We start from the raw sequence: 25,394 nt of genomic DNA on the forward strand, positions 1-25,394 counted from the left end.
TCCTCAAATCATTGGATAAGCCATAAAAATGACAAGGAGGAAACAGAATGAAATTTGAAGAGTATATGAAAGAAGTGGAAAGACCCTTCACAGGATGGGACTTTTCCTTCATCACAGAAACCGGAAGAATGCAGAGCGGTCTGCTCTCATGGTCTTACGGCAGCATGGCGCAATCCCTTATTTCTGATTCAGCATCGATGCTTGACATGGGTACAGGAGGCGGTGAAATTTTATCAAAACTGCAGCCGTTCCCTGCATCTGTTTTTGCAACAGAAGGATATGAACCGAACATTTCGGTCGCCAAAAACAAACTTGAGCCATTGGGCGTGACCGTTGTTCCCGTTGATAACGATGCAGAACTTCCTTTTCCTGACGGGACATTTGATTTGATCCTGAACCAGCATGAATCCTTTGCCCCTGAAGAAGTCAGCCGCATCTTAAAAGAGGGAGGACTCTTCCTGACTCAGCAGGTTGGCGGTCTGGATTGTCTTAGAATAAATGAGGCTCTTGGTGTGAAGCCAAATGAGGAATATCTTCAGTGGAATCTTTCAAATGCTTTGCATGGACTAGAAGAAGCCGGATTTACTATTCTGTTTGCAAAAGAGGAGCATCCTTCTCAGCGTTTTTATGACATTGGGGCTCTCATCTATTATTTAAAGGCGATTCCTTGGCAGGTTCCGGATTTTGCCCCTGATCTTTTCAAAGAGCGGTTACTCATGATTCATAATGAGATTGCAGAAAAAGGCTATTTCGAAGTGAAGCAGCACAGGTTTGTGGTTAAAGCGGGAAAATGATCCGTCGTTGTGAAAAAATTGATGTTCATTTTTCTGGTTTTTGTTTCGTTTCCTTTTGATAAGATACTAGTACGAATAGTCTTTATAAAGGAGAAAAACCAAATGATCCACGATCAAAAAATGATTGATCACTACTACAGCATGCTGGTTGAGAAAAATTCATCGTACGAGGGGACGTTCTTTGTCGGGGTAAAAACAACGGGCATCTTTTGCAGGCCGACATGTCATGCGAAAAAGCCTTTAAAAGAAAACTGCGAGTTTTTCAAAACAGCTCAGGAAGCAGCGCTTGCCTCTTACAGGCCATGCAAAAGATGTCATCCTCTTAGTACCCCGAGCACGCTGTCGCCGGAAGTGAAAAAACTCGTGGCTGCCATTGAGGAAAATCCTCAGCGAAAGTGGACAGACAAAGATTTTGATGAGCTGTCTATTACTGCGCACACAGCCAGAAGGCAATTTAAGAAACAGTTCGGCATGACCTTCATCGAATACGCGCGTTCAAGACGCCTCGGGATGGCTTTTCAGCACATTCGAAACGGAAAACCGTTGATTTACACACAGCTGGACAGCGGCTATGAGTCAGGAAACGGCTTCCGCGATGCCTTTGCCAAAACAATGGGTGCGGTCCCTAAGAAAAATAGGGACATCCGGCTGTTTACGGCAAAATGGATCGAAACCAAGCTTGGTCCAATGGTTGCTGTTGCGGATGAAGATGTGCTGTATCTTCTTGAATTTGTCGACCGCAGGGGATTGGAAAAAGAACTTGAGAACATTAGGGCCAAACATGCTGCCGCTATCGTTCCGGGCAATAATTCGGTTCTTCAACAGATCGAACGTGAGCTGAACGATTACTTTGAGGGAAAATGTCTCACGTTTGAAACTCCTGTCTATTCTGAAGCGGGCTCTGAATTTCAGCGAAACGTTTGGAGATTGCTGAGAGAGATTCCCCCAGGCGAAACGATCAGCTACAAGGAGCTAGCCGTTCAGGCGGGCAATCCGAAAGCTTACAGAGCCGTCGCGCGGGCGAACGGCGCTAACCAGCTTTGCATTCTGATTCCATGCCATAGAGTCATTGCTTCTGACGGCGGACTTGGCGGTTACGGAGGCGGAATTCAGAGAAAAGCATGGCTTCTTGAATGGGAGAGGAAGCATTCGGGAGTTAGGTAATATTTCATTAAAGAAGCTGCATGGGCAGCTTCTTTTTTGCCGCCTGAATCTGGCTGGTTAAGTTGTAATTAGGAGGCGACTGGAAGATTTCAAGTAAAGGCAGCAATTCGGCAAGTAAAGGTGGTGCTTTTTCAAGAAAAAGAGGTATTCATTCAAGTAAAGCGGCTTAGATGGCAAGTAATCGAGAATATGCATCATAGGATGGCATGCAGCAAATGAAAACAGTATGTATTAGATGCCCAAAGGCGAATAGCAAGGCCTTATTTCTAAGAGAACACAGGATGGAAGATCAGAATTTAGGAGGTGCCTGGAAATTTTCAAATGAAGGCAGCAATTCGGCAAGTAAAGAATATCCTTTTTCAACTAAAAGAATCATTTACTCAAGTTAAACATTGAAAAGTGCAAGTAATTGACGTTGACTTCTCCCCTGTATAGCCTTAGCTTATAATTATGGAAGAAATTAACGAAACTATAATCGAAGAGAGGGCTGTGCAAGTGAACTTATCAATGAAATATGTCATTTTGTATGTAACTGATTTCGAAAAATCAATGAAATTCTACCGTGATCAACTTGGTTTGAAGGTGAAAATGCAGCAGGGAACATATGTTGAATTTGACACCGGGGCGACGACTTTATCCATGAATACACGTGAGTCTGTGCAGGAACTGATTGGACTGGACATGCCTCAGACCGATGCTCCCCAAAGCTTTGAAGTTGGATTTACCGTTGAGAATGTTGAATCAACTATTGAAAAGCTGCGAAGCGCCGGCGTGCCTGTTGTAAAGGAACCGACAGTCAAACCATGGGGACAAACCGTCGCCTATGTAACGGATCCGGACGGTCATTATATTGAAATTTGCACGGCTATGTAACAAAAAGAGCGGTCACTGACAATTCAGCGGCCGCTCTTTTTGTTCTATACCCGAGTGATTTTCCAGGGATAGGAAAGATTAAACCTATCAATCCTGTGAGGAGAAACGGTATGCTCAATGACTTTATCATCTGGTCGTCGTTTATTGTTCCATGGCTGTCACTGTTTTTCTTGGACAAGCAAACCATCAAACGGTTCATGCCGGTCGCCATCTTTGCATCGCTCCTTGTAACGGTGCAGAATGAGCTCGCCTATACATACAAGTGGTGGGTGGTCAAAGAAACCATTTTGCCGCAGATTATTACCTATTTTCCGTTCGTTTACGGAGCATTTTTGGTCGGAACGATCTGGATTCTTTATTTCACCTTTGGAAACTTTAAGCTGTATTTGCTGATCAACCTTGCAATCGATGCTTTGTTTGCTTTTCCCTTGAATGAGTGGTTTGAGAGCCTTGGCCTGTATAAGCTTGTGAACTATACAAACTGGGAGATCTATTTGACCTTTACGCTCATGGCAGTGCTGATCTATCTCTATCAGCTCTGGCAGCAGGAAGTACTGAAGGGAGGACCGGAATAGTTCTCCCTTTAGAACGTACAAATGGATTTCAAATGATACTCGAGCGCATCCATCATCTTCTGCTGCGGAAAAGAAACGGGATGCAGCAAATGATGCACGGCAAGACCATCGACTAATACATGCAGCCTGACCGCTTCTTCATCCGGATTACACTCTTCTTTCAGCAGGCCAAGATTGACGAGCAGCTGAATGATCGCGCTGATCCCTTCTTTCATTTCCACATAAACATCTTCGCTTAAAGCACGCAGCTTTTCTTCTACAAGTGTTTTGACGGAGAAAACGAGCCACACCTCCATTTCCAGTCTTCTCTCATCATCAATCGGAAGCAGTTCCGACAGGGCATCTTTCACAAGGTCGAATGGATCCCCTTGATACGTTTTGGACATTGTCCGTTCTTTCACCCGTTCAGAAACTAGGTTCATGGAATATAAAAGCAGCTCAGACTGTGTGGAAAAGTAGTGCCTCAGGGCTCCCGCAGACAGTCCGGTCGCCTTTGCAATTTTCCGAACCGTCGCCTGCTCGATGCCTTCCTCGGCAATCACTTTCCATGTGGCTTCGGCTATTTGCTGTTTTCGTTTGTCATGATCGATTATTTTTGGCATGTCTTTATTATAACACAGTTGTATTATAAAAAACATTCTGCTACTATGAAATCATACACTTGTGTTAAATAAGGGGGAGCTTACTTGATTGGCTGGCTGATTATTGCATGTGAAATTGGATTTTGGGTCTTTGTATTAGCGGGTTTGGCTGCAAGGTATCTTTTGAAAAAGAAGAAACTTGGCGCATTTTTACTGATTTGTACGCCGGTTGTTGACTTAGTGCTGCTTGCAGCAACTGTTCTTGATTTGAAAAATGGCGCAACCGCCACCATGGTGCATGGGATTGCGGCGATTTATATAGGAGTAAGCATCGCATTTGGGCACAGCATGATTAAATGGGCGGACCGGCATTTTGCCTACAGATTTGCCAATGGAGAAAAACCGCCGAAAAAAGCAAAGTACGGATCAGAACATGCAAAGCGTGAACGGGAAGGCTGGCTGCGGCATCTCCTGGCATGGGCAATCGGAGCGTTTTTCCTTGGAGCAATCATTTTCTACATTAACAACGGGCAGCAAACCGAACAGCTGTTTAGAACGTTGCAGATTTGGACGCTGGTTCTCGGTGTCGATTTTCTCATCAGCTTCAGCTACACACTTTTTCCGAAAAAGATGGAGACGAAGGGAAGAGAGATGTAAATATAATTGGCGCACATTCTTCCTTGAATGGCGCCTTTTTTGCATGATACAAATTGTCGCCGGCATAGGCATAATTAAAAGCTTTAAAAAGGGCTGATCAACTTGAAGCGAAATCCATATATTCCGCTCATTGCCGGACTGAGCCTGATTTTCTTCGTTTACGTGATCGTCACGACCATCAAGCATGTGAAAGTGTATCTTGTCTACAGTTCGGGTCTCGGGCCGTTTATTCTTGGAGGGTTAATACTTGCGGTAATATTGGTTCTAATTGTGAAGGGGAGCGGGTACCGGTAGTCTCTATATATGAAACTTTTTCTTACCGGAAACGTATATTCATTATACTTATTTCCGGAAAGGAGACTGCTCTATGGCAAACACAGGGGACATAATTTTTCAGCTTTTTACCTTTGCTATGGTATTCGGCATCCTGTCGCTTATTTTTAAATCTAGAAACACAACCAAGAAACGGATCGATAAACTTGAAAAAGAGATCATCGAGCTAAAGTCAGATAAGCTCAATGAAACAAAACGATGATTTTTTCAAAACACCTGCCCCTCGCAACAGGTGTTTTGTTCATTTCACGGAGAAAAAGAAGATGAAATTGCGGTCCAGCTTTGCGGATTCCGATAAAAAACTGCGGTGTTTTTGGTAAGTCCATCACGTTAAGTGTTTGGGAGATAGGCAGTAAGACTCATTAAAAAATGTGTCGAATTCTCAAACTGGGACTAATAGCTAATAGTTACGTTTGGTAAATAGTGTTAAAATTTTGAGAGGAAAATCTATACAGGAGGTGCAAACCTTTGTCTTTATCAGCCCAAAACGTAAAGCTGCGTGACTTGGAAGAGAAGCTTCAGCGGCTGCGCACATGCAGCAGTCAATTGTCAGATCATCAGTATGACTTTTTCAGCAGCCGGCATTTGGCGGCCGAACCGGAATTAACGTCTAATACGTGGTACGGTGAGCTGTCCAATGAGTTTAATAGAGTTCGGGAAAACGATATACAGCCGGCACATGAGGAGATTCACATGTCTCAATTTCGTGATGTATTCCAGGTGCTGGATCAAAAAATCCAGCAGATTATGACGGAGATTAACCATGTAAAAGCAGCCATTGCCTCACTTGAAGCTGAAGAGCGAAGAGAAGCATTGCTTTCGGAAAAAACCCGGTAAAGGGAGAGGAACGGATTGGGAACGGAAATAAAAATCCATTACGGTGAAATAGAAGAAGCACTGGCTGCCATGAAATCAGCTATCCATGCTCTTCAGACCGATTTTCCGGCAGGAATCGGTGCGGGAAATGAACTGGAAGCGATAAAAAAGCTGAACGAGGTAAATGAAGCCTGTCAAAAAGCGATGGAAACTTATAAAGAATTGCTGATTCTTAACGCAGACGCAACCCGGCAATCGGTCGATCAGATGAAAAAAGCAGACGAACATCTTTCCGCTGCGATCGCCGGAGGAAGGTGAGGAACGGATGACACATGTACTTGATGCTGATGCCTTTCACTCGGCCATTGAAAAAACGAAAGAAAAAATAACGTCACAGACAGCGCAAATCAAGCAGCTTGAAACAGCGATAAAGGGAATCATTGATCTCGAAGATGCCTTCAAAGGCGAAGGCGGGGAAGCGATCCGTTATTTCTATGAGAAACATCACCTCCCTGTCATGTCGAGCTACTCTGCCTTTCTCGCACACTATCAAACGGGGCTTGACAGCATGAAAAAATCGCTCCATAACCTTGAGCCATCCCGCTCAGGTTATATCCGCAGGAGTTTTCTTGACCAGCAGGTCGAACAGGACTTAACCAGAGCCAGAGAGCGGACAAACCAGCTGACGAACGAAACGAACTCCACAATTAGCAGAGTCTCGGACATTGTGAACCTGCCGAAAATAGACGACCGCTTCTTCGCAGAAATGGTAGAGAAGGCAAGAAGGCAAAAAAATGAAACGAGCGAACAGCTCTCAGAATTCGATCATCGCCAGGCTTCCCTCCTGACAAACCTTGAGAATGAACTGCAGACCGTCGTAAAAAAAGTAAACGACTTGCAAAATCTCTTCCAGCCGGCTACTGTAAAAACAGATGGACAAGTCCAGGGCGCCAGCTGTGAAAAACCGGCCAACACGAAAGTGAAAGAGGATAAAAACCTCCTCCAAATCATCGGAGATGTCTTTGTCGGAATTGCCGAAGGGATCTACCAGTTTGTCAAAGATCTTGTCGTAGGCCTCTTTGACCTGATCATCGCCATTTTCACAGATTTCCCTGGACTGGTCACGGGCATCATAAACGCCGTCATCAACATCGACGAAACCATCGGCGCCATGATAGGGGCCCTTGAAGCAGCATGGGAACGCGACGTCATCAACGGCGACGCCCGCAGCAGATCCCGGTTCTTCACCTATGGCACCCTTTCCATCGCCGCCACCTTCTTCACAGGCGGCCTCGACAAAGTCAGCAAAGCCGGCAAACTGAGCAAACTCGGAAAACTGGCTGAGGCAGAAAAACCAAAAAGCATTCCCTTCAACGTCATGGACACTGCAAAACTCAAAGACTACATGAAGGAAAACGTCATAAAAGAAGCCCACCGCTACAAAAAACAGATCAACGACTTTGTCCAGTCCAACCTGTTCAAAACCATCGTCAACATGAAAGCCCTCAGCAACCAGGCAGCGGATATCTACAGGAAAGCCAAGCATGTATTGAACCCTGAGAAAATCAATGTCCTATTGAAGAAGACCTATGAGGATGTTGTGAAGGGGCCGCTGGTTCGGACGAAGATGGGTATGGGGCGGATGGTGGATGGGTTTTTGGATACCAAAATGGGTGAAGTGTTAGATGCCAGCGGTATGCCTATTCCTTTTATGATGCGCGATATAGTTGAAAATTCCCGAGAGTCATTCGTAAAAGCTAAGGATACGATTGTTAATGCTACTGAGAGTGTTGGGAAGGTTGTAGGAGATGTAAGTGGTAAGATTGGTGAAGTATTTAAGACATCGAATAATATAAATACAAAAAAAATTGATGAATTTATTGAAGGTACTATACCTTTTGATAATGTTGTTGATGATTTTGCAAGACTTTACAGCGAAAAGATTCAAACAAATAAAACTTGGTCATGGAATAAGTCATTTCATGGCGGTGAGCATTTAACAGCTCGTCAAAAAAAGTTGATCAAAGAAAAGGCTATCGCAGATGGTCTAATTCCCAATGTTAACATTATTAAAGCAGATGGGATGAGGTATGGATACGCTGATTTTAAAAATGCTGGACTTGTCGTAGAAACGAAAATTTTACCAGAAAAACTATGGTTGAAATCTGACGATGAACAATTTGAGTGGCTTGACAATGCAATTGGTGGAAGACCAGAAGGTATGACATGGCATCACACTGAAGTTCCTGGTACAATGGAACTGGTCCCTTTTGGAATACACAATATAACTATTCATAATGGCGGCAGATCAACAGGGTTGTGGGCAGATGCCCCGAGATAGTTCACTCTAAAGTAAGGAGATAAACTATGAAAATTAAACATAACACTATAGTAAAACCTTTGCCAACTGATGAATTGATAAAAAAGCATGAGAAGTTCTGGCGGCTTAAACTTCCAGAGTCCTTTTTGAGATTTATAAAAGAGAATAATGGAGCAGAGATTGATGATGGAACATTCGAGTATAGTAACCGCGGTTATGCAGTTGAAAGGTTTTTATGTATGTTAGATGATATTGAGGATAATGCAAATGGAATTTACGACATAGATGTTGTTTTCACTCAAATTGGTGAAAGGTTAACTGATAACGAAGACTTATTAGGGGCGGAAGTATTGCCAATAGCTAGTATATTTGCTGGGGATTTTGTCTGCTTGGATTATAGAGCAGATAAGAATAATCCTAGTGTATGTATTTGGTCTCATGAAGAATCCGGTGAATTTGATCCTGTAACATATAAGGTGGCAGATAGCTTTTCTGAATTTTTGAATATCCTTGAATGAGACTAGAAACATATAAAACATTGAATATAATTATTGATTGAGCTTTCAGATATATAATTATTTTTCAGACCAATATGAAAAATTAAATTAGTAGATGACTTCTTTCCGAGGTCATCTATTTTTTTATTTCAATGTGAATTTTGTAAGTATTTTAGGGAAGCAGGGAGATGGTTCTAACGCTTCCTTAGAATATATGGACAAGCAGGCATCCAAGGCGTCTCCTGTCAAAACCGGCCAACACAGATGTGAAAGAGGATAAAAATCTCCTCCAAATCATCGGAGATGTCTTAGACCCAAAAAGGATCCAGGTGCTGTCATTCATATTATTCTTTTGAACTTTTTTCATCGTTCTGCTGTTTCGTGCCCTTACTTGTATAAGGCTTAAAACTCTTCTTTTTATTGGCGCTAGCCTGCCAGCGATTCCAGCCCTTTTTGCCTGTTCCTCCGCCTGTCCCGCCTTTGCTGCTCTTTGTTTTTGCTTTAGCTTTACCCATACGATCACTCCATTATAATTGAACGCTGACTTGCAGCGTGTTTATTTAATAGGCTGTTTTCGCTTAAATTGTTGTTAAATGTTGCCGTTCCTTCCGCTGCAATCTACATTAGGCTTTTAACATTCATTAGCAACAATATTTTCGAAAATAGCCAAGAAATCATTAAATCATGCGAATCGTTATCTTGTTCAATCGCCAAAGGCCTCGGCCAGAACAGATCCGCTCTTCTTATAAGCATAATAGTACTACACTACCACAAACACCTAGCCTTATGTAAAAACCAAAAATAGTTCCAATATTCGGTTTAAGTCTTACGATTCAACGCTTCAATCATTTTATCCGCATTTTCCCATGATTCAATCGAGGCACTTGAAGCAAAAAATTGCCCTCCGCCGCCAAACCTCCGGGCAGTGTCATCAATCGGGATGTTCCTTGAACGAATCCTAATGCGAATTTCATTCGGATATTCAATAAAGAAGACCAGATTCTAACCCGTGCCATCGAAGACAGGACATTTACAAGATTTGCCTCCTCCGCATGATCCAGCCCCATAAGCAGCCAGTTTCTCCTCTGTTAAATATATATAGGCTAACCCTTGCTAAATCAATGGATAGTGTATTCTTGTTAAAAACAAAATCTCAAGGTTAAGCGTTTGCAAAAATAAATATTCATGTTAATATACTTGTATACAAGTATACTTGTCTATCAAATGAGGTGGCATTATGGAGAACAACACAGAATATATGTATCCGGAAAAATGGATTTTAAAGGGTTCCATCGGGGATCGCATCACATCGGAGCTTAGGATGCGTATTATTTCAGGGTTAATTGAAAGCGGAACCATTCTCTCTGAAAATAAGATAGCGGCTGATTTTTCTGTAAGCCGTTCACCAGTCCGCGATGCAATGAAGACGCTTGCATCGGAAAATATGATTCGGCTGGAACGGATGGGAGCGGTAGTTGTCGGACTGTCTGAAAAGGAAATTCAGGAGATATACGATGTGCGTCTGCTGATTGAAACGTTCGTGTTCGAAAGGCTTGTTAAAGAAGATACAAAGGAGCTGGAGAGAGAGCTTCATAAAATTGTAGAAATGATGAAGGTCGCAATCAAATATCAGGATGCAGATGAATTCTCTTTTCAGGATGTCCTCTTCCACGAAACCATCATTAGGGCTTCAGGTCATTCCTATATCATGATGATTTGGAACAATTTAAAGCCTGTTATGGAAAGCTTGATTCTGCTTTCAATGCGGGCAAGGTTCAGGGAAAAATACGAAGATTTCGAAAGGATCCTCAATAATCACGAACTTTATATCAATGCGATTACAACAAAGGACCGTGAGCTCATGAAAATGTCGCTGCATCAAAACTTCGATGATGTACAGGACAAAGTGGATGACCTTTGGATGTCTCAGGAACTGCTCAATAAAGGTGTTGGAGACAGAAAAGAGTAGAATGTGTACAACATAGATATCGGTACCTCGAGTACCAGACACTAGGAGGAAGTAAGACATGCCTTTAATTATAGTAGGAATTGGAATAATAGCCTTATTGGTGCTGATCATGGGCTTAAAACTGAATACGTTTGTTTCTTTAATCATCGTATCATTCGGTGTTGCACTTGCACTTGGAATGCCTCTTGAAACGATCGTCAAAACGATTGAAGCAGGTTTAGGCGGAACACTTGGTCATCTTGCGCTTATCTTCGGTCTTGGTGCAATGCTCGGTAAATTAATCGCTGATTCGGGTGGAGCTCAGCGTATTGCTATGACTCTAGTAAACAAATTCGGTGTGAAGAATATCCAGTGGGCTGTTGTCGCTGCATCATTCATCATCGGAATAGCTCTTTTCTTTGAGGTTGGACTTGTCCTTTTAATTCCTATCGTTTTCGCCATTGCACGACAGCTGCGAGTTTCCATTCTTTATCTCGGTATTCCAATGACAGCCGCTCTGTCTGTAACCCACGGCTTCTTGCCTCCGCATCCGGGTCCGACTGTTATATCTGGTGAATACGGGGCGGATATTGGCCAGGTTCTTCTTTACGGAATCATTATTTCCATTCCAACAGTTCTTCTGGCAGGCCCTGTTTTTACAAAAATTGCGCAGAAGATTGTTCCTGAATCATTTACGAAGACCGGAAGCATTGCCTCTTTGGGAGAACAAAAAACGTTTAAGCTTGAGGATACACCAGGCTTTGGCATTAGTGTATTTACTGCTTTGCTTCCAGTAATCCTAATGTCAATTGCAACCATTATTACTCTGGTACAAAATACAGTTGGGCTTGATGACAATAGCTTCCTTGCAGCCATTCGGTTCATTGGTGAAGCTGGAACGGCCATGCTGATTTCCTTATTATTTGCCATCTATTCAATGGGAATTGCCCGCAACATTCCAATGAAACAGGTAATGGATTCTTGTACGACCGCCATTACTCACATTGGGATGATGCTTCTGATCATAGGAGGCGGCGGTGCTTTCAAACAAGTATTGATTGACGGTGGTGTCGGAACCTACGTAGCCGATCTTTTTGAAGGCACTTCCATGTCACCTATCCTGCTTGCCTGGATTATTGCAGCAATCCTTCGCATCTCGCTTGGATCAGCGACAGTGGCTGCACTAACAACAGCCGGTCTCGTTATCCCGATGCTTGGCACGACTGACGTAAACCTGGCTTTGGTTGTCCTTGCAACTGGCGCAGGAAGTCTGATTGCCTCCCATGTTAATGATGCAGGTTTCTGGATGTTCAAAGAGTACTTCGGCCTGAGCATGAAAGAAACGTTTGCTACTTGGACCTTGCTTGAAACCATTATTTCAGTAGCAGGACTTCTGTTTATTCTGTTGCTTAGCCTGTTTGTTTAATTATTTGTGTAAACGCAGTAGGAACTAAAACAAGTCAGCAAACACTTAAAGGCAGAGGGATCTTAATCCTCTGCCTTTAAGTATTTGCAATAACGCGTTATACAAGAGGAGTGGTATTGCTAAGGTAATGTGCCAAACATGTTATCGAACTGCGTTCTCTAGTCATACGCTAGCCCACAGATTTGACAAGCATTCCCGTTTACTTATTTCCTCCAAAAAGTCGTACAATTTTCCTTGTCGCGAATATTAAATTCAATCATTTTCTCAAGTAGTGAGTAATCAACTGGTTTTTTCCAAGGAATTCGAATGATCTCCTTGGTATAGTCGTATCCAGCCTTTACAATATCGTCCTCAACATGAGTAATTGTAACACTTTCAGGTGCGACAGCTAAATGCTTTTTAGACACGCTGAATCCAATTATAAAGGTGCCATGATCAGTAAACATAGGCTGGTTCCATTTCATTTCTATGTTTAAATTTGGATATTTTTTTTGTATCCAGCTAAAAACTTCTTCTGTCCTTTCCCGGTGAAAAGGATCATCAATACCTGCCGAAAAATCTTCCATATTATCCCTCCTAAAATAAAGATAATTCATTTTGAAAACACTGTTAACTGAAATTTCTCCGGCTAACTATAAATATCCTTCTGAGTTTAGACTCCATCCTGAAAATTCAGATTATCGCACCGTGCGAAAATAGACTAAAAATCACGGGTTTACCTCATTCTTTTCTCCCCCAAATCCTCAACCACCTGGTCCGCTTCCTCCCACGACGAAAGCAAGGCCCCCGCTGCCAGCTTGTGACCGCCCCCGCCGAACTTCTTCGCAATTTCGTTTACAGGGGCCGTTTTTGAACGGATTCGGACTCTGATTTTACCGTCCTCCTCTATAAAAAGAACCCAAATGCGTGCTGGTTTATACGCGACAAGGGCATGAATAAGTGGTGCTGCCTCATAGGAATCGAGACCAAGGTTCTCAAGCATTTCCTTTGTGACTCGAAGGCTCGCGATTCCCTGTTCAGTTACCTGTGCACGATAAGCAACAAGTTGTTTCCATTTAGATAAGTCAGTGCCGTTTTTCTTCATCAGACGATGAATGCGCTCAGGTTTAAATGAGAATTTTTTTATCTGTGAAACAACCCTCATCGTCCGTTCACCGGCCATTCCATTCTTAAGCATGCCTGTATCTCCCATTATCCCCGCGTATAATGCAGCAGCTGCCTCAATTGTCAGATTAAATGACTCCGGATAGGAAAAAAACAGATCTGCCAGCATCTCGCACACAGAACTATAAGAAGGGTCAACACAGGTCAAATCCCCATAGTTTTCTCCATCGGAATGATGATCGATTTTTACGAGTGTTGCACCCAACTGGAAGCGCTGGTCACTAATCCGTTTCATTTCAGCAGTATCACAAACGATGACAAGAGCATCCCTATATTCATGGTCTTGTATCACATCCATGCTGCCGATCCATTCAAGGTTCTCTGCGTCGCAGCCGACAGCAAAGATGTTCTTTTCGGGAAACGACTGCTGCAGCGTTTTTTTTAGAGCAATCTGTGAACAGACGGCGTCAAAGTCAGGGTGGATGTGACGGTGGATGATGATGGTGGGGTGAGTGGCGATGGCTTGGAGGATATCACTTTTAATACAATTCATTTTAATATCACATCACTTCCCGGTCTTATTTGTAAAAAATAGTTTGATGATAAATATTTAATTTTACTGTTATTTATTTTATACTAGAATTTTACTAGAATCTAATACGGTAAAATAAATCATTATTTGAAAAGATATGGTATAATATCAAAAAAGAACATACGTTCGCTTTAACTGTATTGGGAGATGTGTTAACTATGAGTTCATATTCAAAAATAAAGATTATTGATCTTTTTGCAGGAGCAGGAGGTTTAAGCAATGGATTTGAACAAACTGGCCGTTTTGAAGTAGCTGGAGCCATTGAGATTAACGAAGCTGCGGCAAAGACATATATTAATAACCACAAAAATGGCAAGGATATTATCATTAGGGATCCAGAAACCGGAAAAAGTGATATCAGCAAGATAGATTTTGCTAAATTAATTGCTGATAGAAAATTAGACATAAATAATTTAGTTGTTATTGGCGGGCCCCCGTGTCAAGGTTTCTCCAATGCGAACAGACAGAAAAACTATTTGATTTCTGGCAATAATCAACTGATTAAAGAATATGTTAGAGCTATTAAAGAAATTAGGCCTAAGGCATTTTTGATGGAGAATGTTAAAACTATAAATTCTAAAACACACAAATTTTTTGTAACTGAGCATATCGAAAATTCTATTTTCGAGTTCAGTTCAGAAAAACACTTAAGTGAGATATCATCTGGACACTGCCTCTGGGAATCAGACGTAATTGATATTCTCGAGACTGAACATTCCTGCTTGCTCTCTCAATTTGAACGTGTAAATTCTAAGAAAGAAATTACTCCATTTATTTCTCAAACAACCGCATTGTCCAGAATGAAAAAGATTTTGAAGAGAAGCAAATCTTCCCAATCAATTTTTCTTATTAACATTAAAGAAAAAAAGGATACGGAACTATTGCTGGATATGCTCGAAAATAGAGTCAATGAGGTTATAATACCAAGTTCTATAAAAGAAAATGCTATTTCGGCCCTGACTGGATTATTAAGAGGACCAGTGCAAGGTTCTATATTTGCATCTAATCTAGAACCTTTGATAGATCTGAATACGTATCTATTCCATATGAAAGAATTAAGAGAAGAAAAAATTGTGATAGAAGAAATACGCTGTGATTCTTCTAAAGCAGGAAAATTAATAATGAGGGCACATGTAAAATCTTATAATATTGTAGATTACCTCGTGAATACTTTTAGATATTTGGGATACAGCATAGATAAAGGAATATTGACAGCTACACATTTTGGAGTTCCCCAAAAGCGTAATAGGTTTATGATGCTTGGAGTTAAGAAAGCATTTTTAGAGAGTGATAAAGTCTTTCTTCCTGAAAAGATAGATACTGTCGACAATGCGTTTAATACTAGGGACGCTATATACGATTTGGAAGATATAGCACCAAATTATGAAGTAAGTGATGAACCAATTATTTATAATCCAAAGCCTAATAAAATGAGTGCTTTGCAGAAATATTACAGATCTACACATAATTCAAATCTATACAATCATGTTAATACTAAAAGCAGGGATTTGAGTATAAAAAGATTTGAGGCAATAAAACAATCAAATGGTAAAAACTTTCATAATTTAACGGATGAAATGAAAACGACTTACGCGAATACAGATCGAACTCAAAATACCATTTATTTGAGATTGAACTATGATGAACCTTCACCAACAGTTGTCAATGTTAGGAAGTCAATGTGGAATCATCCTAAAAATGCTGTATCTATAAGTATCAGAGAAGCTGCAAGGCTGCAATCCTTTAAAGATGATTTTGTTTTTATGGGTTCAAAAGACCAGCAGTACCAACAGGTAGGAAATGCGGTTCCTCCGCTCATGGCAAGAGCTGTTGCTGAAACAATGCTTTTGCAAATGAACGATTATCCAGTTATGTCAATTAATGATGAATTTAACAAACATTTAATAAATGTTGAAAAAGAGCTACTAAAGTCGTAGCTCTTTTTTGTTAAATACTAATGTGTAATTTGTAAATTTTTTGATATAATGACAACATACTTTATTGATAATAAGCGGGGTTTTTATTGAAATGAATGTTGTTATTACACAGCCATCTGCAGCACCGGTCATTCAGGCATTAAGATCAATAGGCTATAATCCGAATACAGCCATAGCAGATTTAGTAGACAATTCTCTTGATGCAAACGCTTCCAGTATAAAGGTGGATTTTAAATACAATCAAGCAGATTCATTGATTACTATCACCGATGACGGGCAAGGCATGAATGAAGAAATGCTTCAGCAAGCAATGAATATAGGTTCAAAAGATCCCAGAAACAAAAGGGATGCTAAAGAGCTGGGCCGCTTTGGCATGGGCTTAAAAACAGCTTCATTTTCATTGGGGAAAAGACTGAGCGTTCTCACGAAATATGAAGGGAATTATTATGAGCGATGCTGGGATCTTGACCATGTCTCAAGTACAAATGAATGGGAGCTTTTTACTGAAATTCCTCAAGACATTAAAAATCTTTTAGGCGAAATAGAAGGGGATAATGGGACAATTGTCTGCATAGATAAACTAGATCGATTTATGGGACATGGCAAATCTATTATAAAAGAGAATACATTCTATACTAAAATAGAGAGAATTAACAGGCATCTGGAATTTGTTTTTCATTCTATACTGGAAAACAGCAATGTTGCAGTTAGTTTAAACGGAAAGAAAATTACACCCTGGAATCCGTTCATGATTCAGCATGAATCGACGATTGAAGGGGAACTTCAGGTAATCAGAATTAATGATAACCGGATAAAAGTTAAATATTATATTCTTCCGCATGCTTCAAACCTCAGCGAACCTGAATATAAAAAGGCTGGCGGTTATAAAGGGTGGCGTGACCACCAAGGATTATACATTTATCGGGAAAACAGACTTCTTTATTTTGGAGATTGGATGGGCCTTTTTCCAAAAGATGCAGCTTCTCAGCTGGCGCGCATAAGGATTGATATCCCAAATTCAGCCGATGCTGAATGGCAGGTAGATATTAAAAAGTCAGGAATTAACCTGCCTGAAGAAGCAAAGAGAAGGTTAGCCGCAATCGCAGGCATCGCAAGAAAAGTTTCAAGAGATATATTTTATTTCAGGACTCAATCTTCTGGTAATGGGGGAAACTCTCTTGCAAAAGGAAGCCTTAATACATGGGAACAGTCAGGACGAGAGGATGGACCTCAATTTATCTTAAATAGAAACAATCCGCTCCTGTCTGAAATCTTAAAAAACATAGATGAGAAGAATGCAAAGCTTTTAAATTTATATTTAAAGTTCGTGCAGCTGGGTTCCCCAAGCAATATTATTGATTCTCCAAAAGCATCTGAAGAAATGCTTCAGGAAGTTTCGGATGGGGACAGGGAGTTAGTTGTGCAGCTGGCATCTACCATGTTGTCCATAGGTATTGCCAATAATGAGGAGCAACTCTTAACTACTATTATTACTCAGCCTGCTTTTGATTCTATAAACAGAATGACAGTTAAAAATATACTTTTGGAGGCTGGGTTAATTGAAAGAGCTTAACAGCAAAAGTTTGTTTGATCAAACATTCAGTACGAATTATCACCTAATGAAGAGTTTTTATTCCGATGAGAATGAGGCTGCAGAACAGGCACTGGAATTTGCGAAAAAAGCTGTTAAAGCCAAATTCAATCAAGAAGAGCACGAATTTGAAAAATGGTCATTTGAGATGCTTATAAAATATAAAGTTGGGGCAGTTATTATAAAACCTCCAGTTTTTCGTTCAGAACCTGTTGAAGGCTGGTTTCAAGGCAGTATGGTAGCAAGCTCATTTTTCTGGACTAGATACCGTGAATACTTAACCAAGATCAAGAACTGGCCAATTGAAGCCGTGCAAGCTATTGACACTACTACTAACGAAATTATGAGTTCTCTTGGCAACCCTCTATCTTCAGAATCGTTTGATAAACGAGGCTTGGTCTTAGGATACGTTCAATCAGGAAAGACTGCTAACTTTACCGGTCTCATTAATAAGGCCTACGATGTTGGATATAAATTAATTATAGTTCTTTCTGGTATTCATAATGACCTGAGAGCTCAAACTCAAATCAGACTGGATGAAGAAGTGATTGGCAGCAGATCTGATAAGTCTGGGAATCCAATTGGTGTAGCACAAATATATAAAAATACACCAGAACATATTATATCCTCTTGGACAGATGCAGAAAGAGATATAAACTCAACTTTTACTGGTGTTAGAAATCTTAATCAGCCTACATTAATGGTGGTAAAGAAAAATAAAAATGTTTTGGAGTCCCTAAGAGACCTTCTCATTTACCATAAAAATCTTCATAGCTTAGATATCCCTGTTCTAATTATTGATGATGAAGCTGATCAAGCATCAGTGGATACTTCCAATCAGGATAAAAACGAAGATCCAAAAACAATTAACAGGTTAATACGCCAAATTATTGAAGTTTTTAATCGTAAAGCTTATGTGGGTTACACAGCTACGCCTTTTGCGAACCTATTAATAGGCATGGATCAAAAAACCGCGGATGAAGGGTACGATCTTTATCCAAAGGATTTTCTTGTGGGTCTTCCAAAACCTGAAGAATACTGCGGACCTGAAGAGTTTTTTAACGTTTATGAAAACCCTGATGATTCCAGACCAAGTTTGATTCGAATTTTAGGTACAGAAGACATTGAAGCGTTCAGTGCCTTGAAAAAGAAATCAGACGCGGATAAATTCGAAGAAGTGCCTGCCCAGATGCGTGAGGCTATCATGATGTTCCTGCTTGTAATAGCCGTCCGAAACCTTAGAGGTCAGAGAAATAAACATAATTCAATGCTCATTCATACTTCCCGATTCAAAGATGTTCAATCAACAGTAAAAGAAGAAGTATCGCAAACTTTTCAAAACATCTCAAAACAGATTCAATATAACCCTGACAGCAAATTAATAGGCGAAATGAGAGAACTCTATGAAAAGGACATCTTGAAAACAAGCAGAGAATGGTCATCTGATTTAAATGAATTCACTTGGGATGAAGTTTATAATGAGCTGCGCGGAACTATTGAGTTCGTTCAGATTTTTGAGATAAATGGAAACAGCAAAGATGCTTTAGACTATCATCAATATAAAGAAGAAGGTCTGCATGTAATAGCAGTAGGCGGTGATAAGCTGTCGCGAGGACTTACATTAGAAGGGTTAAGTATTACCTATTACTTCAGAAATACTCTTATGTATGACACTTTGATGCAGATGGGAAGATGGTTTGGCTATAGAAAAGGATACATGGATTTATGCAGAATATATACATCTGACGAAATAGCATCTAACTTCGAGCATTTAGCTATTGCAATGATTGAACTTAGGAAGGAATTTGACAGACTTGCGAAGCAAGGGAAAACTCCTGCAGAGTATGCTGTAAAAATGCTTGCACATCCATTTATGACATTAACAAGCCCTTTAAAGATGAGAAATGCTCAACTTTCAACCTATATTTATGGGGGAACACTGCAGCAGACAAGATTATTCGATACAAATGCAAACTTCTATAAGAATAATATGGAAGCTACAGAAAAGCTGATTAACAACCTATCTTTAGAGGAAAAAAGATATGGTTCCGGCAGAACTAATTACTATGTTGCTTCAGGTGTTTCTTCTGATACAGTAAAAGAATACTTGGCTTCTTACAAAACATCCGCAGATGCTGAGAAGGTTGACACTGCGAAAATCTATAATTATATCGATTTAGCAAACGAAAAATCTGAACTTATTAATTGGACTGTAGCCGTTGTAGAAGGTGATCCAGCTGATAGAACAAAAGCCGGTAAATATCCTGTTAAGCTTGGCAAGCTTGAACTGGATTCAGCTGTTGCTCGCGGAGTCAAAGTTAAACCGGTAAAGAATGCTGATAAAATAGATATAAAAGCCATTGTAACACCAAGTCATGAATTCATTGATCTTGATCATCCAGAAATGAAAGAAATTAAAGACCGGGATGAAAAAAGAAGACTTCGCCCTAAACAAAATGGACTCATGCTGATTTATCCGCTAAATCCTGAAGTGGAAGTCTTCAAAAGTCTTAACGTTCCGTTCTCTGAATCGCTGGTTCCTTTGGGAATAGCATTTTCTTTTCCAGGAACAGACATTGACGATAAAGAAGTTTACCAAACAAATAAGACTGTAAAAGGAGAATAATTTGTGGTAAGCCTTAAAAATGAATTTGAACAAATGACTATGGAATTCACCAATAAAGATCAGAACGACATTTATAAACTTAAAGTTATTACTGCTGAAAAGCCATTTATATTTGCCGGAATGGACTCATCTAACTTAGGAAGACAGCTCTATATAGATCTGGGTGAAGAGCCCTGGGAAAACGATCAAGTGAATTCTCTTCCAAAGTGGAGAGGACTATCAATCGAAGTAGAGTACTTCGAGAAATTATTTTTGTTAAAAAAGCACTATTTCCTAGTTTTAAAGCAAGAAGATGAAAATGGCACTGAAATTTTTGAAGTAGTCCTGCAAAACCTTGTTGATCATCTTATGCAAGAAAACAAGGAAAGCAAACCTTTATTTTCTTCGATATATTCAGTTCTAGACAGGTGGAGGACTTTCTTTCAGCGAGGCGGATTTAAAAAACTTTCTGATGAACAGCAGCGCGGATTGTTTGGAGAGCTGTGGTTTATCAACGAATGGCTTGAAAACAATCCTGGTCAGCCGCCATTGGTTATTGAACAATGGGAAGGGCCGACCAAAGGAAGAATTGATTTTAAAAATTCAAAATGCGGTGTAGAGATTAAAACGACATTTGATAAGATTGCAAGCACGATTAAAATATCCAGTGAAAATCAGCTGAAAATATCTGAATTTAACTCAACTCTGTTTTTGTATGTTTGTTTTATTGAACAAAGCAAGACACATGGTATTTCCCTTAGAGATTTAGCTTCTGAACTCAGAGAAAAGGTAGTCAGCAGATCAGATAGAATTGGACTCATATTCAATGACTTTTTAATGGATCTGGGTTTCAGAGATGACGAGTATGGGGACAAATTCTTCTTTGTAGAGAAAACAGAAGTTTACGAGGCTTCAGAGGGCTTTCCTCGCTTATTGAAAGAAGATTTGCCGGTAGGAATTTCTAATGTGAGCTATTATGTAGATTTATCTCATTGCGGAGAATTTAAACGGGACAAGGATGAAATTGATAAATATCTTAGAGTGGATGGTTAGTAATGATTGAAAACAGACTTAGAAGTGAATTTCTTAGAGAATTTATTGAGGATATAGAAGAAAAAGCTGCCAAAACGGGCAGTTATCAAATACCCTTTCTAGAAAAAATGATTTCTTTTATGGATAGAGATGATGAACCTGAGATTTTAGTTCCTCCATTTACAGACTCTATAAAAAATATTGCTGTAAATGCGTATTCTTATAATGAAGAAAACAGCTCGCTTGATTTATTTGTAGCAGAATACAGTTTTGAACAAAATGAGGATGAACTTTTAAGCATAAATAGAAGTGCATTGACTGATATAGCAAATAAAGCGAAACGTTTCTTTACTAATGCAAAGACTTTGCTGAATTCTATAGATCAATCTATGGAAGCGTATGACTTAGCTAAACTTATTGAAAATGACAAAACACAAATTAATGAAGTAAATATATTTGTAGTAACTAATATGTACTATACGGCAAATAAAGCAGTTGAAATCACAATTCCAGCAGTAGATTCTGTTAATGTACAGATCTGGGACATAGACCGAGTTCAGCAGCTTATAACAGCTGAACAGGGTATACAATCTGATTACATTGACTTTGAAAACGAGCTTGGAGAAACATTTGAAATGATGTTTGTACCTGATCCAATTCAAGGCGGGACCAAAAACTTTGATTGCTATGTTGGGTATCTTTCTGCAGAGCTGCTCGCAAAGGCTTATGAAGCATGGGGACCGAAATTGGTAGAGCGAAATGTTAGATCGTTTCTTCAAGCAAGGGGCGGAACCAACAAAGGAATCAGAAATACTTTAAAAGATCCTATTCAGCGAAAAATGTTTGTTGCATACAACAATGGCATTTCTACTGTAGCCAAAGGAGGAACATTTGAGCAGATTGGAAATGGAATGAATGTCTACAAATTTAAGGGGCTTCATGGATGGCAAATAGTTAACGGCGGGCAAACAACAGCATCTATACATCAAGCATATAAAGATGGGATTGACCTGAAAGATGTTTATGTACAAGCGAAGTTAACAATTTTACAGGTGAATGAAAATAGGACAGCTGACCAGCATTTGCTTGAAGACGAAATGGTATCTAAAATCTCTGAATATGCTAATACCCAAAATAAAATTAATAAATCTGACCTGCTTGCAAACACAAGATTTATGGCAGAACTTGAGAAATTCTCAAGAAATATCTGGATTCCAATGTATGATGGAAGAAAGCCTGAGAGCAAGTGGTATTTCGAAAGAGCTAGAGGTCAGTACATGGTAGACATTAACCGCAGAAAACGCGGAAAAGAACAAAGTGACTTTAAAAAGCAATATCCTAAGGATAAAGTATTGGCAAAAGTAGATATAGCCAAGCATTTTATGTCATGGGAAGGATATCCGCATGTGTCAAGTAAGGGCGGAGAAGAAGCCTTTAACAAGTTTATGGAGTTCAATAAGAGTTTTTGGAAAACAGAGAGCGGGGTTCAAGCTAAGATGACTCTTTCTGTCTATCAAAAACTCATAGCTAAAACAATCATTAACAAGCATGTTACCCAAATTGTTGAAGAGATGAAATTAAAAGGGTATAAGGCTAATGTTATTTATTATTCTGCATCAATGCTCAGCTATCTCTATGGTGATCAGATAGATCTGGTAAATGTTTGGGAAGAGCAGGCACTATCAGATAAATGGGACGATATAATAAGGACGATTGCAGATAAGACGCTATTCTATTTGAAAGAATCAGCTGGAGAGAGAAATGTTACACAGTGGGCCAAGCAAGAAGCTTGCTGGGTTCAATATAAAGAAAGCTGTTCAAAAGAGCTTGGAGCATTAATTTAAAAAGTATTTGAACACTCTTCATTCATTGGGGAGTGTTTTTTTATACTTTCTTGAACAAATTTTTCTATGATATCGATTGTATCTACAAAGCTGTTCTTTATGTCGTGCTCCCAAACCCTCAAAATATTCCAATTATTATCTTTGTAATACTCGTTTACTTCCAAATCCCTTTCCATATTTCGTTTAAGCTTTTTGTCCCAATACTTCTTATTCGATTTTGGTTTATTCCCGTGCAGCGGACAGCAATGCCAGAAACATGAATCAATAAATATTACTATTTTATATTTTTTTATAGAAATGTCAGGTTTGCCAAATAATTTTGCATTTTTTCTGAATCTGATGCCCCTATTCCAGAGTGCTTTTGACACTTTATTTTCAAGTTTTGATTGTGATTTAATAGCTTTCATATTATTTGAACGCTGTTCTTTTGTAATTCTTTCAGACATACTACCACGCCTTTTATATTTTGAAAGTAAATATACCCTGTTTTTATACAGGGTACACCATAAATCAATTTGCAAAAACGGCTTAATCTTCTAATTCTCAGTTACTCTTACAGAACTCATTACAAAAATATTAAACAGCCTTATTTTGACTTTTATAAATTAATCCTCAATCCCTCTAGTATCCCTTTTAATATAAATCGCTGCGGCAATCCAAGAGGTAATCGGAATGACAATGGCAACTCCTATTCCAGCACACATAATGGTGATGATTTCGGCACTGAAGACTTTTGAATTGACGATGTCACCTAAAGAATAAGATAAATCTTTAAACCAGATCAGGAGTCCGAGGTAGCTGCCAAAAAAGGCGAAAAACAGTGTGTTTGTGTTTGTGCCCAGAATGTCTCTTCCGATGGATAAACCTGATGTGAATAATTCTTTTCTTTTGATGTCCGGATGATGCTTCACTATTTCATGCATCGGGGATGTAATCGAGATGGCAATGTCAGTAATGGCGCCGATTGTACTCATGATAATTACAGAAGCTCCAATTTTGACAAAGTCGATTCCAATGAAAAGGGAAAACATGCTTAATTCTTCTACTTCTTCTTCTCCAAAACCTTGGATCATGAACTTATCGGTCAGAATGACAATGAGAAAAAAGAGCATAGCGAGCGTAATCATTGTTGAAATAAAAGCTGCGGCTGTTTTTTGATTCACTTCATTTATGAAGAACAAGTTTACGCAGCTGATAATAGCAGATGCAGCAAGTGTTAAAAGAATTGGATCAAGATTCGGATCAGCCATGAAAAGGATGGCAAGAAAGAGGATGACAAAATTCAGGAATAAAGCCGCAAATGATCTTGCCCCTTTTCTGCCTCCAATCATAATCATTAACAGAAACAAGATGGCAGCAAAACATACTAATGTATTCATATTCTTGCCTTCTTTCTGTTAATAAAATAGAGGGAGGTATATAGACCAATTGGAATTGTGAGCACAATTCCAATCCCACCTGCCATGGCCCGGGCTAATTCCAATGATAGATTCATGGACAGTGTATATCCAAGCGGCGATGCATTTTTAAAATACAAAATCAGCATGGGAATGGATCCGCTTATGTAGGCAAAAAACAGAATATTGGTCATAGGCCCCATAATATCTTTTCCGATTTCCAGACCTGATGCTTTAAGTGCTTTTATGGATATTTGAGTGTTTTTTTCGTAAAGGCCAAAGATAGAGGAGGACATGGTGATTGCTACATCCATGACGGCTCCAAGGGATCCGACCAGTACCCCAGCAATAAACACGACCTTCGGTGGGCGTGTTAAAAACTGCATTTCTTCATATCTAAGTCCATTACCAGATGTGAGCTTTAAAACGATCATGGCTATAAACAAAGAAATAAACGTCCCTAAAAGGGTCGCAGTAATGGCTGCATATGTTTTTCCGTTAAAGCCGTTGACGAGCAGCAAAGAAATCACGGTAAACAAAATGGCGCTTATGCTGCAGACGGTCAGCAAGCCTAACCCATTTTTATTCAGGTAAACGTCTAATGCATAGGACAAGAGCAGTCCATTGACAGCGAGGCTGATGACAGAGAAAAATCCTTGTTTTTTCCCTACAAGCAGCAATGTGAAAATAAACAGCCATGATGCGATCATGATATATTTATCACGCTTTACATCTTTCACCGTACCTGTTAGGGATTTGCCAGTACTGCTGTCAATTGCAACAAACAGTTCATGTCCTGCGTGATATTTTTGATCGAAGGCCCCGGACAAGGAATATTCATTTGTCAGAGTGATCAATTTTCCTTTATCTTTTCCATTTTTCAGCTTTGCTGTAAGCTGCTGTGTGTACAGCCGGTCTTTATTATTATGCATGTCAGTCTCTTCAGATGAACCTGTCTGAGATGTCTTTATGACTTCTGCAATGGGCCGGTCATAGAATGAATGGTTATGATGCACGAACAAAAGGGAAGCTGCACAGCAAAATAGTAGTACAGTCGCCATCAACCATTTGTTAGAAAATAATCCGAGTAATCTTCTTGTAACTTTCAATACAAAACCTCCAGCCATCTCCCAAACATATTGAGAGGTGCCTCTAATCTACTGAGACACTATCCGATATTCCTCTGCAAAAAAACGGGACATGCAGAATACACGGCATGTCCCGTTTACAATGGATTAAGAATAACAGTGCAGGTTTTGTTTCGTCAATGAGAGCTTTAAAAATCAGAAAATAAGCTGAAAGCAGAGG

Annotated in this window: 26 protein-coding genes; 18 read left to right on the plus strand and 8 right to left on the minus strand. The window is 39.8% G+C overall.

The window, feature by feature from the left end:
- Positions 1 to 47: 47 nt before the first annotated feature.
- From JOJ89_RS06260 to JOJ89_RS06275, 4 genes are all read left to right on the plus strand, one after another.
- The gene (locus JOJ89_RS06260; RefSeq protein WP_203289904.1) at positions 48 to 794 is read left to right on the plus strand and encodes a class I SAM-dependent methyltransferase; all 747 of its coding nucleotides are present in this window, start codon (positions 48 to 50) and stop codon (positions 792 to 794) included.
- A gap of 102 nt (positions 795 to 896) precedes the next feature.
- Complete coding sequence (locus JOJ89_RS06265; RefSeq protein ID WP_203289905.1) at positions 897 to 1,958, plus strand: bifunctional transcriptional activator/DNA repair enzyme AdaA; 1,062 nt, start codon at positions 897 to 899, stop codon at positions 1,956 to 1,958.
- Positions 1,959 to 2,453: 495 nt separating this feature from the next.
- Entirely contained in the window at positions 2,454 to 2,831 is a 378-nt protein-coding gene (locus tag JOJ89_RS06270) for a VOC family protein (RefSeq protein WP_203289906.1), read from the plus strand.
- 110 nt (positions 2,832 to 2,941) lie between these two features.
- Positions 2,942 to 3,406 carry a hypothetical protein gene (locus JOJ89_RS06275; RefSeq protein ID WP_203289907.1) on the plus strand — a complete coding sequence of 155 codons (465 nt, stop codon included), beginning with the start codon at positions 2,942 to 2,944 and terminating at the stop codon, positions 3,404 to 3,406.
- Positions 3,407 to 3,414: 8 nt separating this feature from the next.
- Here JOJ89_RS06275 and JOJ89_RS06280 read toward each other — a convergent pair whose 3' ends face one another.
- Positions 3,415 to 4,008 (minus strand): TetR/AcrR family transcriptional regulator, encoded by a 594-nt coding sequence (locus tag JOJ89_RS06280; RefSeq protein WP_029565249.1) that lies wholly within the window; start codon positions 4,006 to 4,008, stop codon positions 3,415 to 3,417.
- A gap of 84 nt (positions 4,009 to 4,092) precedes the next feature.
- Here JOJ89_RS06280 and JOJ89_RS06285 point away from each other — a divergent pair, with 84 nt between their 5' ends.
- The 7 genes from JOJ89_RS06285 to JOJ89_RS06315 all read left to right on the plus strand — a co-directional run bounded on the left by JOJ89_RS06285 (position 4,093) and on the right by JOJ89_RS06315 (position 8,631).
- Positions 4,093 to 4,644 carry a hypothetical protein gene (locus tag JOJ89_RS06285; protein WP_029565250.1) on the plus strand — a complete coding sequence of 184 codons (552 nt, stop codon included), beginning with the start codon at positions 4,093 to 4,095 and terminating at the stop codon, positions 4,642 to 4,644.
- A 102-nt stretch (positions 4,645 to 4,746) separates the two neighbouring features.
- Positions 4,747 to 4,938 (plus strand): hypothetical protein, encoded by a 192-nt coding sequence (locus JOJ89_RS06290; RefSeq protein WP_029565251.1) that lies wholly within the window; start codon positions 4,747 to 4,749, stop codon positions 4,936 to 4,938.
- 73 nt (positions 4,939 to 5,011) lie between these two features.
- Positions 5,012 to 5,179 carry a hypothetical protein gene (locus tag JOJ89_RS06295; protein WP_158001592.1) on the plus strand — a complete coding sequence of 56 codons (168 nt, stop codon included), beginning with the start codon at positions 5,012 to 5,014 and terminating at the stop codon, positions 5,177 to 5,179.
- Between the two features lie 266 nt (positions 5,180 to 5,445).
- A complete protein-coding gene (locus JOJ89_RS06300; RefSeq protein WP_203289908.1) occupies positions 5,446 to 5,814 on the plus strand; it encodes a YwqH-like family protein in 369 nt (122 codons plus the stop codon).
- A 15-nt stretch (positions 5,815 to 5,829) separates the two neighbouring features.
- Entirely contained in the window at positions 5,830 to 6,111 is a 282-nt protein-coding gene (locus JOJ89_RS06305) for a YwqI/YxiC family protein (RefSeq protein WP_029565253.1), read from the plus strand.
- A 7-nt stretch (positions 6,112 to 6,118) separates the two neighbouring features.
- Positions 6,119 to 8,134 carry a T7SS effector LXG polymorphic toxin gene (locus JOJ89_RS06310; protein WP_203289909.1) on the plus strand — a complete coding sequence of 672 codons (2,016 nt, stop codon included), beginning with the start codon at positions 6,119 to 6,121 and terminating at the stop codon, positions 8,132 to 8,134.
- A 26-nt stretch (positions 8,135 to 8,160) separates the two neighbouring features.
- On the plus strand, positions 8,161 to 8,631 hold the full coding sequence (locus JOJ89_RS06315; protein WP_203289910.1) for an SMI1/KNR4 family protein: 471 nt from the start codon (positions 8,161 to 8,163) through the stop codon (positions 8,629 to 8,631).
- Between the two features lie 323 nt (positions 8,632 to 8,954).
- On the opposite strand, the gene JOJ89_RS06320 is transcribed toward JOJ89_RS06315, so the two are convergent.
- Positions 8,955 to 9,125, minus strand: coding sequence for a DUF3934 family protein (locus JOJ89_RS06320; protein WP_203289911.1), 171 nt, complete (start codon positions 9,123 to 9,125; stop codon positions 8,955 to 8,957).
- Positions 9,126 to 9,429: 304 nt separating this feature from the next.
- The gene (locus JOJ89_RS21355) at positions 9,430 to 9,609 is read right to left on the minus strand and encodes a DHHA1 domain-containing protein (RefSeq protein ID WP_203290272.1); all 180 of its coding nucleotides are present in this window, start codon (positions 9,607 to 9,609) and stop codon (positions 9,430 to 9,432) included.
- Positions 9,610 to 9,847: 238 nt separating this feature from the next.
- Between JOJ89_RS21355 and JOJ89_RS06330 the strand changes: the two genes are divergently transcribed.
- Together JOJ89_RS06330 and JOJ89_RS06335 are read left to right on the plus strand one after the other, a co-directional pair.
- Positions 9,848 to 10,579, plus strand: coding sequence for a GntR family transcriptional regulator (locus JOJ89_RS06330; protein ID WP_203289912.1), 732 nt, complete (start codon positions 9,848 to 9,850; stop codon positions 10,577 to 10,579).
- Positions 10,580 to 10,637: 58 nt separating this feature from the next.
- Positions 10,638 to 11,984, plus strand: a complete 1,347-nt coding sequence (locus JOJ89_RS06335; RefSeq protein ID WP_203289913.1) for a GntP family permease — start codon at positions 10,638 to 10,640, stop codon at positions 11,982 to 11,984.
- 203 nt (positions 11,985 to 12,187) lie between these two features.
- On the opposite strand, the gene JOJ89_RS06340 is transcribed toward JOJ89_RS06335, so the two are convergent.
- Both JOJ89_RS06340 and JOJ89_RS06345 read right to left on the minus strand, forming a co-directional pair.
- The gene (locus JOJ89_RS06340) at positions 12,188 to 12,550 is read right to left on the minus strand and encodes an iron chaperone (RefSeq protein WP_203289914.1); all 363 of its coding nucleotides are present in this window, start codon (positions 12,548 to 12,550) and stop codon (positions 12,188 to 12,190) included.
- 149 nt (positions 12,551 to 12,699) lie between these two features.
- Positions 12,700 to 13,641, minus strand: a complete 942-nt coding sequence (locus JOJ89_RS06345; protein ID WP_203289915.1) for a DHH family phosphoesterase — start codon at positions 13,639 to 13,641, stop codon at positions 12,700 to 12,702.
- 197 nt (positions 13,642 to 13,838) lie between these two features.
- Here JOJ89_RS06345 and JOJ89_RS06350 point away from each other — a divergent pair, with 197 nt between their 5' ends.
- From JOJ89_RS06350 to JOJ89_RS06370, 5 genes are all read left to right on the plus strand, one after another.
- Complete coding sequence (locus tag JOJ89_RS06350) at positions 13,839 to 15,617, plus strand: DNA cytosine methyltransferase (protein ID WP_203289916.1); 1,779 nt, start codon at positions 13,839 to 13,841, stop codon at positions 15,615 to 15,617.
- Between the two features lie 91 nt (positions 15,618 to 15,708).
- Positions 15,709 to 17,190: an ATP-binding protein gene (locus tag JOJ89_RS06355; RefSeq protein WP_203289917.1), complete on the plus strand. Its 1,482-nt coding sequence runs from the start codon at positions 15,709 to 15,711 to the stop codon at positions 17,188 to 17,190.
- Positions 17,177 to 19,834: a Z1 domain-containing protein gene (locus JOJ89_RS06360; RefSeq protein ID WP_203289918.1), complete on the plus strand. Its 2,658-nt coding sequence runs from the start codon at positions 17,177 to 17,179 to the stop codon at positions 19,832 to 19,834. Before JOJ89_RS06355 ends, JOJ89_RS06360 begins: the two co-directional genes overlap by 14 nt.
- Before the next feature lie 3 nt (positions 19,835 to 19,837).
- A complete protein-coding gene (locus tag JOJ89_RS06365) occupies positions 19,838 to 20,866 on the plus strand; it encodes a PD-(D/E)XK motif protein (protein WP_203289919.1) in 1,029 nt (342 codons plus the stop codon).
- Between the two features lie 2 nt (positions 20,867 to 20,868).
- On the plus strand, positions 20,869 to 22,689 hold the full coding sequence (locus tag JOJ89_RS06370) for an AIPR family protein (protein WP_203289920.1): 1,821 nt from the start codon (positions 20,869 to 20,871) through the stop codon (positions 22,687 to 22,689).
- Here the strand turns inward: JOJ89_RS06370 and JOJ89_RS06375 are convergent.
- The 3 genes from JOJ89_RS06375 to JOJ89_RS06385 form a co-directional block, all read right to left on the minus strand.
- Complete coding sequence (locus tag JOJ89_RS06375; RefSeq protein WP_203289921.1) at positions 22,686 to 23,135, minus strand: very short patch repair endonuclease; 450 nt, start codon at positions 23,133 to 23,135, stop codon at positions 22,686 to 22,688. The two genes, JOJ89_RS06370 and JOJ89_RS06375, sit on opposite strands and share 4 nt — an antisense overlap.
- Positions 23,136 to 23,294: 159 nt before the next feature.
- Positions 23,295 to 24,068 carry a YibE/F family protein gene (locus JOJ89_RS06380; protein WP_203289922.1) on the minus strand — a complete coding sequence of 258 codons (774 nt, stop codon included), beginning with the start codon at positions 24,066 to 24,068 and terminating at the stop codon, positions 23,295 to 23,297.
- The gene (locus JOJ89_RS06385) at positions 24,065 to 25,147 is read right to left on the minus strand and encodes a YibE/F family protein (RefSeq protein WP_203290273.1); all 1,083 of its coding nucleotides are present in this window, start codon (positions 25,145 to 25,147) and stop codon (positions 24,065 to 24,067) included. Before JOJ89_RS06385 ends, JOJ89_RS06380 begins: the two co-directional genes overlap by 4 nt.
- Positions 25,148 to 25,394: the final 247 nt, after the last annotated feature.

This window comes from Metabacillus sp. cB07 (assembly GCF_016839225.1).
Lineage (GTDB): Bacteria > Bacillota > Bacilli > Bacillales > Bacillaceae > Bacillus_P > Bacillus_P indicus.

Coding starts and splice junctions, on each gene's coding strand:
- JOJ89_RS06260 (WP_203289904.1), top strand. CDS start 48: ATGAAATTTGAAGAGTATATGAAAGAAGTGGAAAGACCCTTCACAGGA.
- JOJ89_RS06265 (WP_203289905.1), top strand. CDS start 897: ATGATCCACGATCAAAAAATGATTGATCACTACTACAGCATGCTGGTT.
- JOJ89_RS06275 (WP_203289907.1), top strand. CDS start 2,942: ATGCTCAATGACTTTATCATCTGGTCGTCGTTTATTGTTCCATGGCTG.
- JOJ89_RS06280 (WP_029565249.1), bottom strand. CDS start 4,008: ATGCCAAAAATAATCGATCATGACAAACGAAAACAGCAAATAGCCGAA.
- JOJ89_RS06295 (WP_158001592.1), top strand. CDS start 5,012: ATGGCAAACACAGGGGACATAATTTTTCAGCTTTTTACCTTTGCTATG.
- JOJ89_RS06310 (WP_203289909.1), top strand. CDS start 6,119: ATGACACATGTACTTGATGCTGATGCCTTTCACTCGGCCATTGAAAAA.
- JOJ89_RS06315 (WP_203289910.1), top strand. CDS start 8,161: ATGAAAATTAAACATAACACTATAGTAAAACCTTTGCCAACTGATGAA.
- JOJ89_RS06320 (WP_203289911.1), bottom strand. CDS start 9,125: ATGGGTAAAGCTAAAGCAAAAACAAAGAGCAGCAAAGGCGGGACAGGC.
- JOJ89_RS06330 (WP_203289912.1), top strand. CDS start 9,848: ATGGAGAACAACACAGAATATATGTATCCGGAAAAATGGATTTTAAAG.
- JOJ89_RS06335 (WP_203289913.1), top strand. CDS start 10,638: ATGCCTTTAATTATAGTAGGAATTGGAATAATAGCCTTATTGGTGCTG.
- JOJ89_RS06340 (WP_203289914.1), bottom strand. CDS start 12,550: ATGGAAGATTTTTCGGCAGGTATTGATGATCCTTTTCACCGGGAAAGG.
- JOJ89_RS06345 (WP_203289915.1), bottom strand. CDS start 13,641: ATGAATTGTATTAAAAGTGATATCCTCCAAGCCATCGCCACTCACCCC.
- JOJ89_RS06350 (WP_203289916.1), top strand. CDS start 13,839: ATGAGTTCATATTCAAAAATAAAGATTATTGATCTTTTTGCAGGAGCA.
- JOJ89_RS06355 (WP_203289917.1), top strand. CDS start 15,709: ATGAATGTTGTTATTACACAGCCATCTGCAGCACCGGTCATTCAGGCA.
- JOJ89_RS06370 (WP_203289920.1), top strand. CDS start 20,869: ATGATTGAAAACAGACTTAGAAGTGAATTTCTTAGAGAATTTATTGAG.
- JOJ89_RS06375 (WP_203289921.1), bottom strand. CDS start 23,135: ATGTCTGAAAGAATTACAAAAGAACAGCGTTCAAATAATATGAAAGCT.
- JOJ89_RS06380 (WP_203289922.1), bottom strand. CDS start 24,068: ATGAATACATTAGTATGTTTTGCTGCCATCTTGTTTCTGTTAATGATT.
- JOJ89_RS06385 (WP_203290273.1), bottom strand. CDS start 25,147: ATGGCGACTGTACTACTATTTTGCTGTGCAGCTTCCCTTTTGTTCGTG.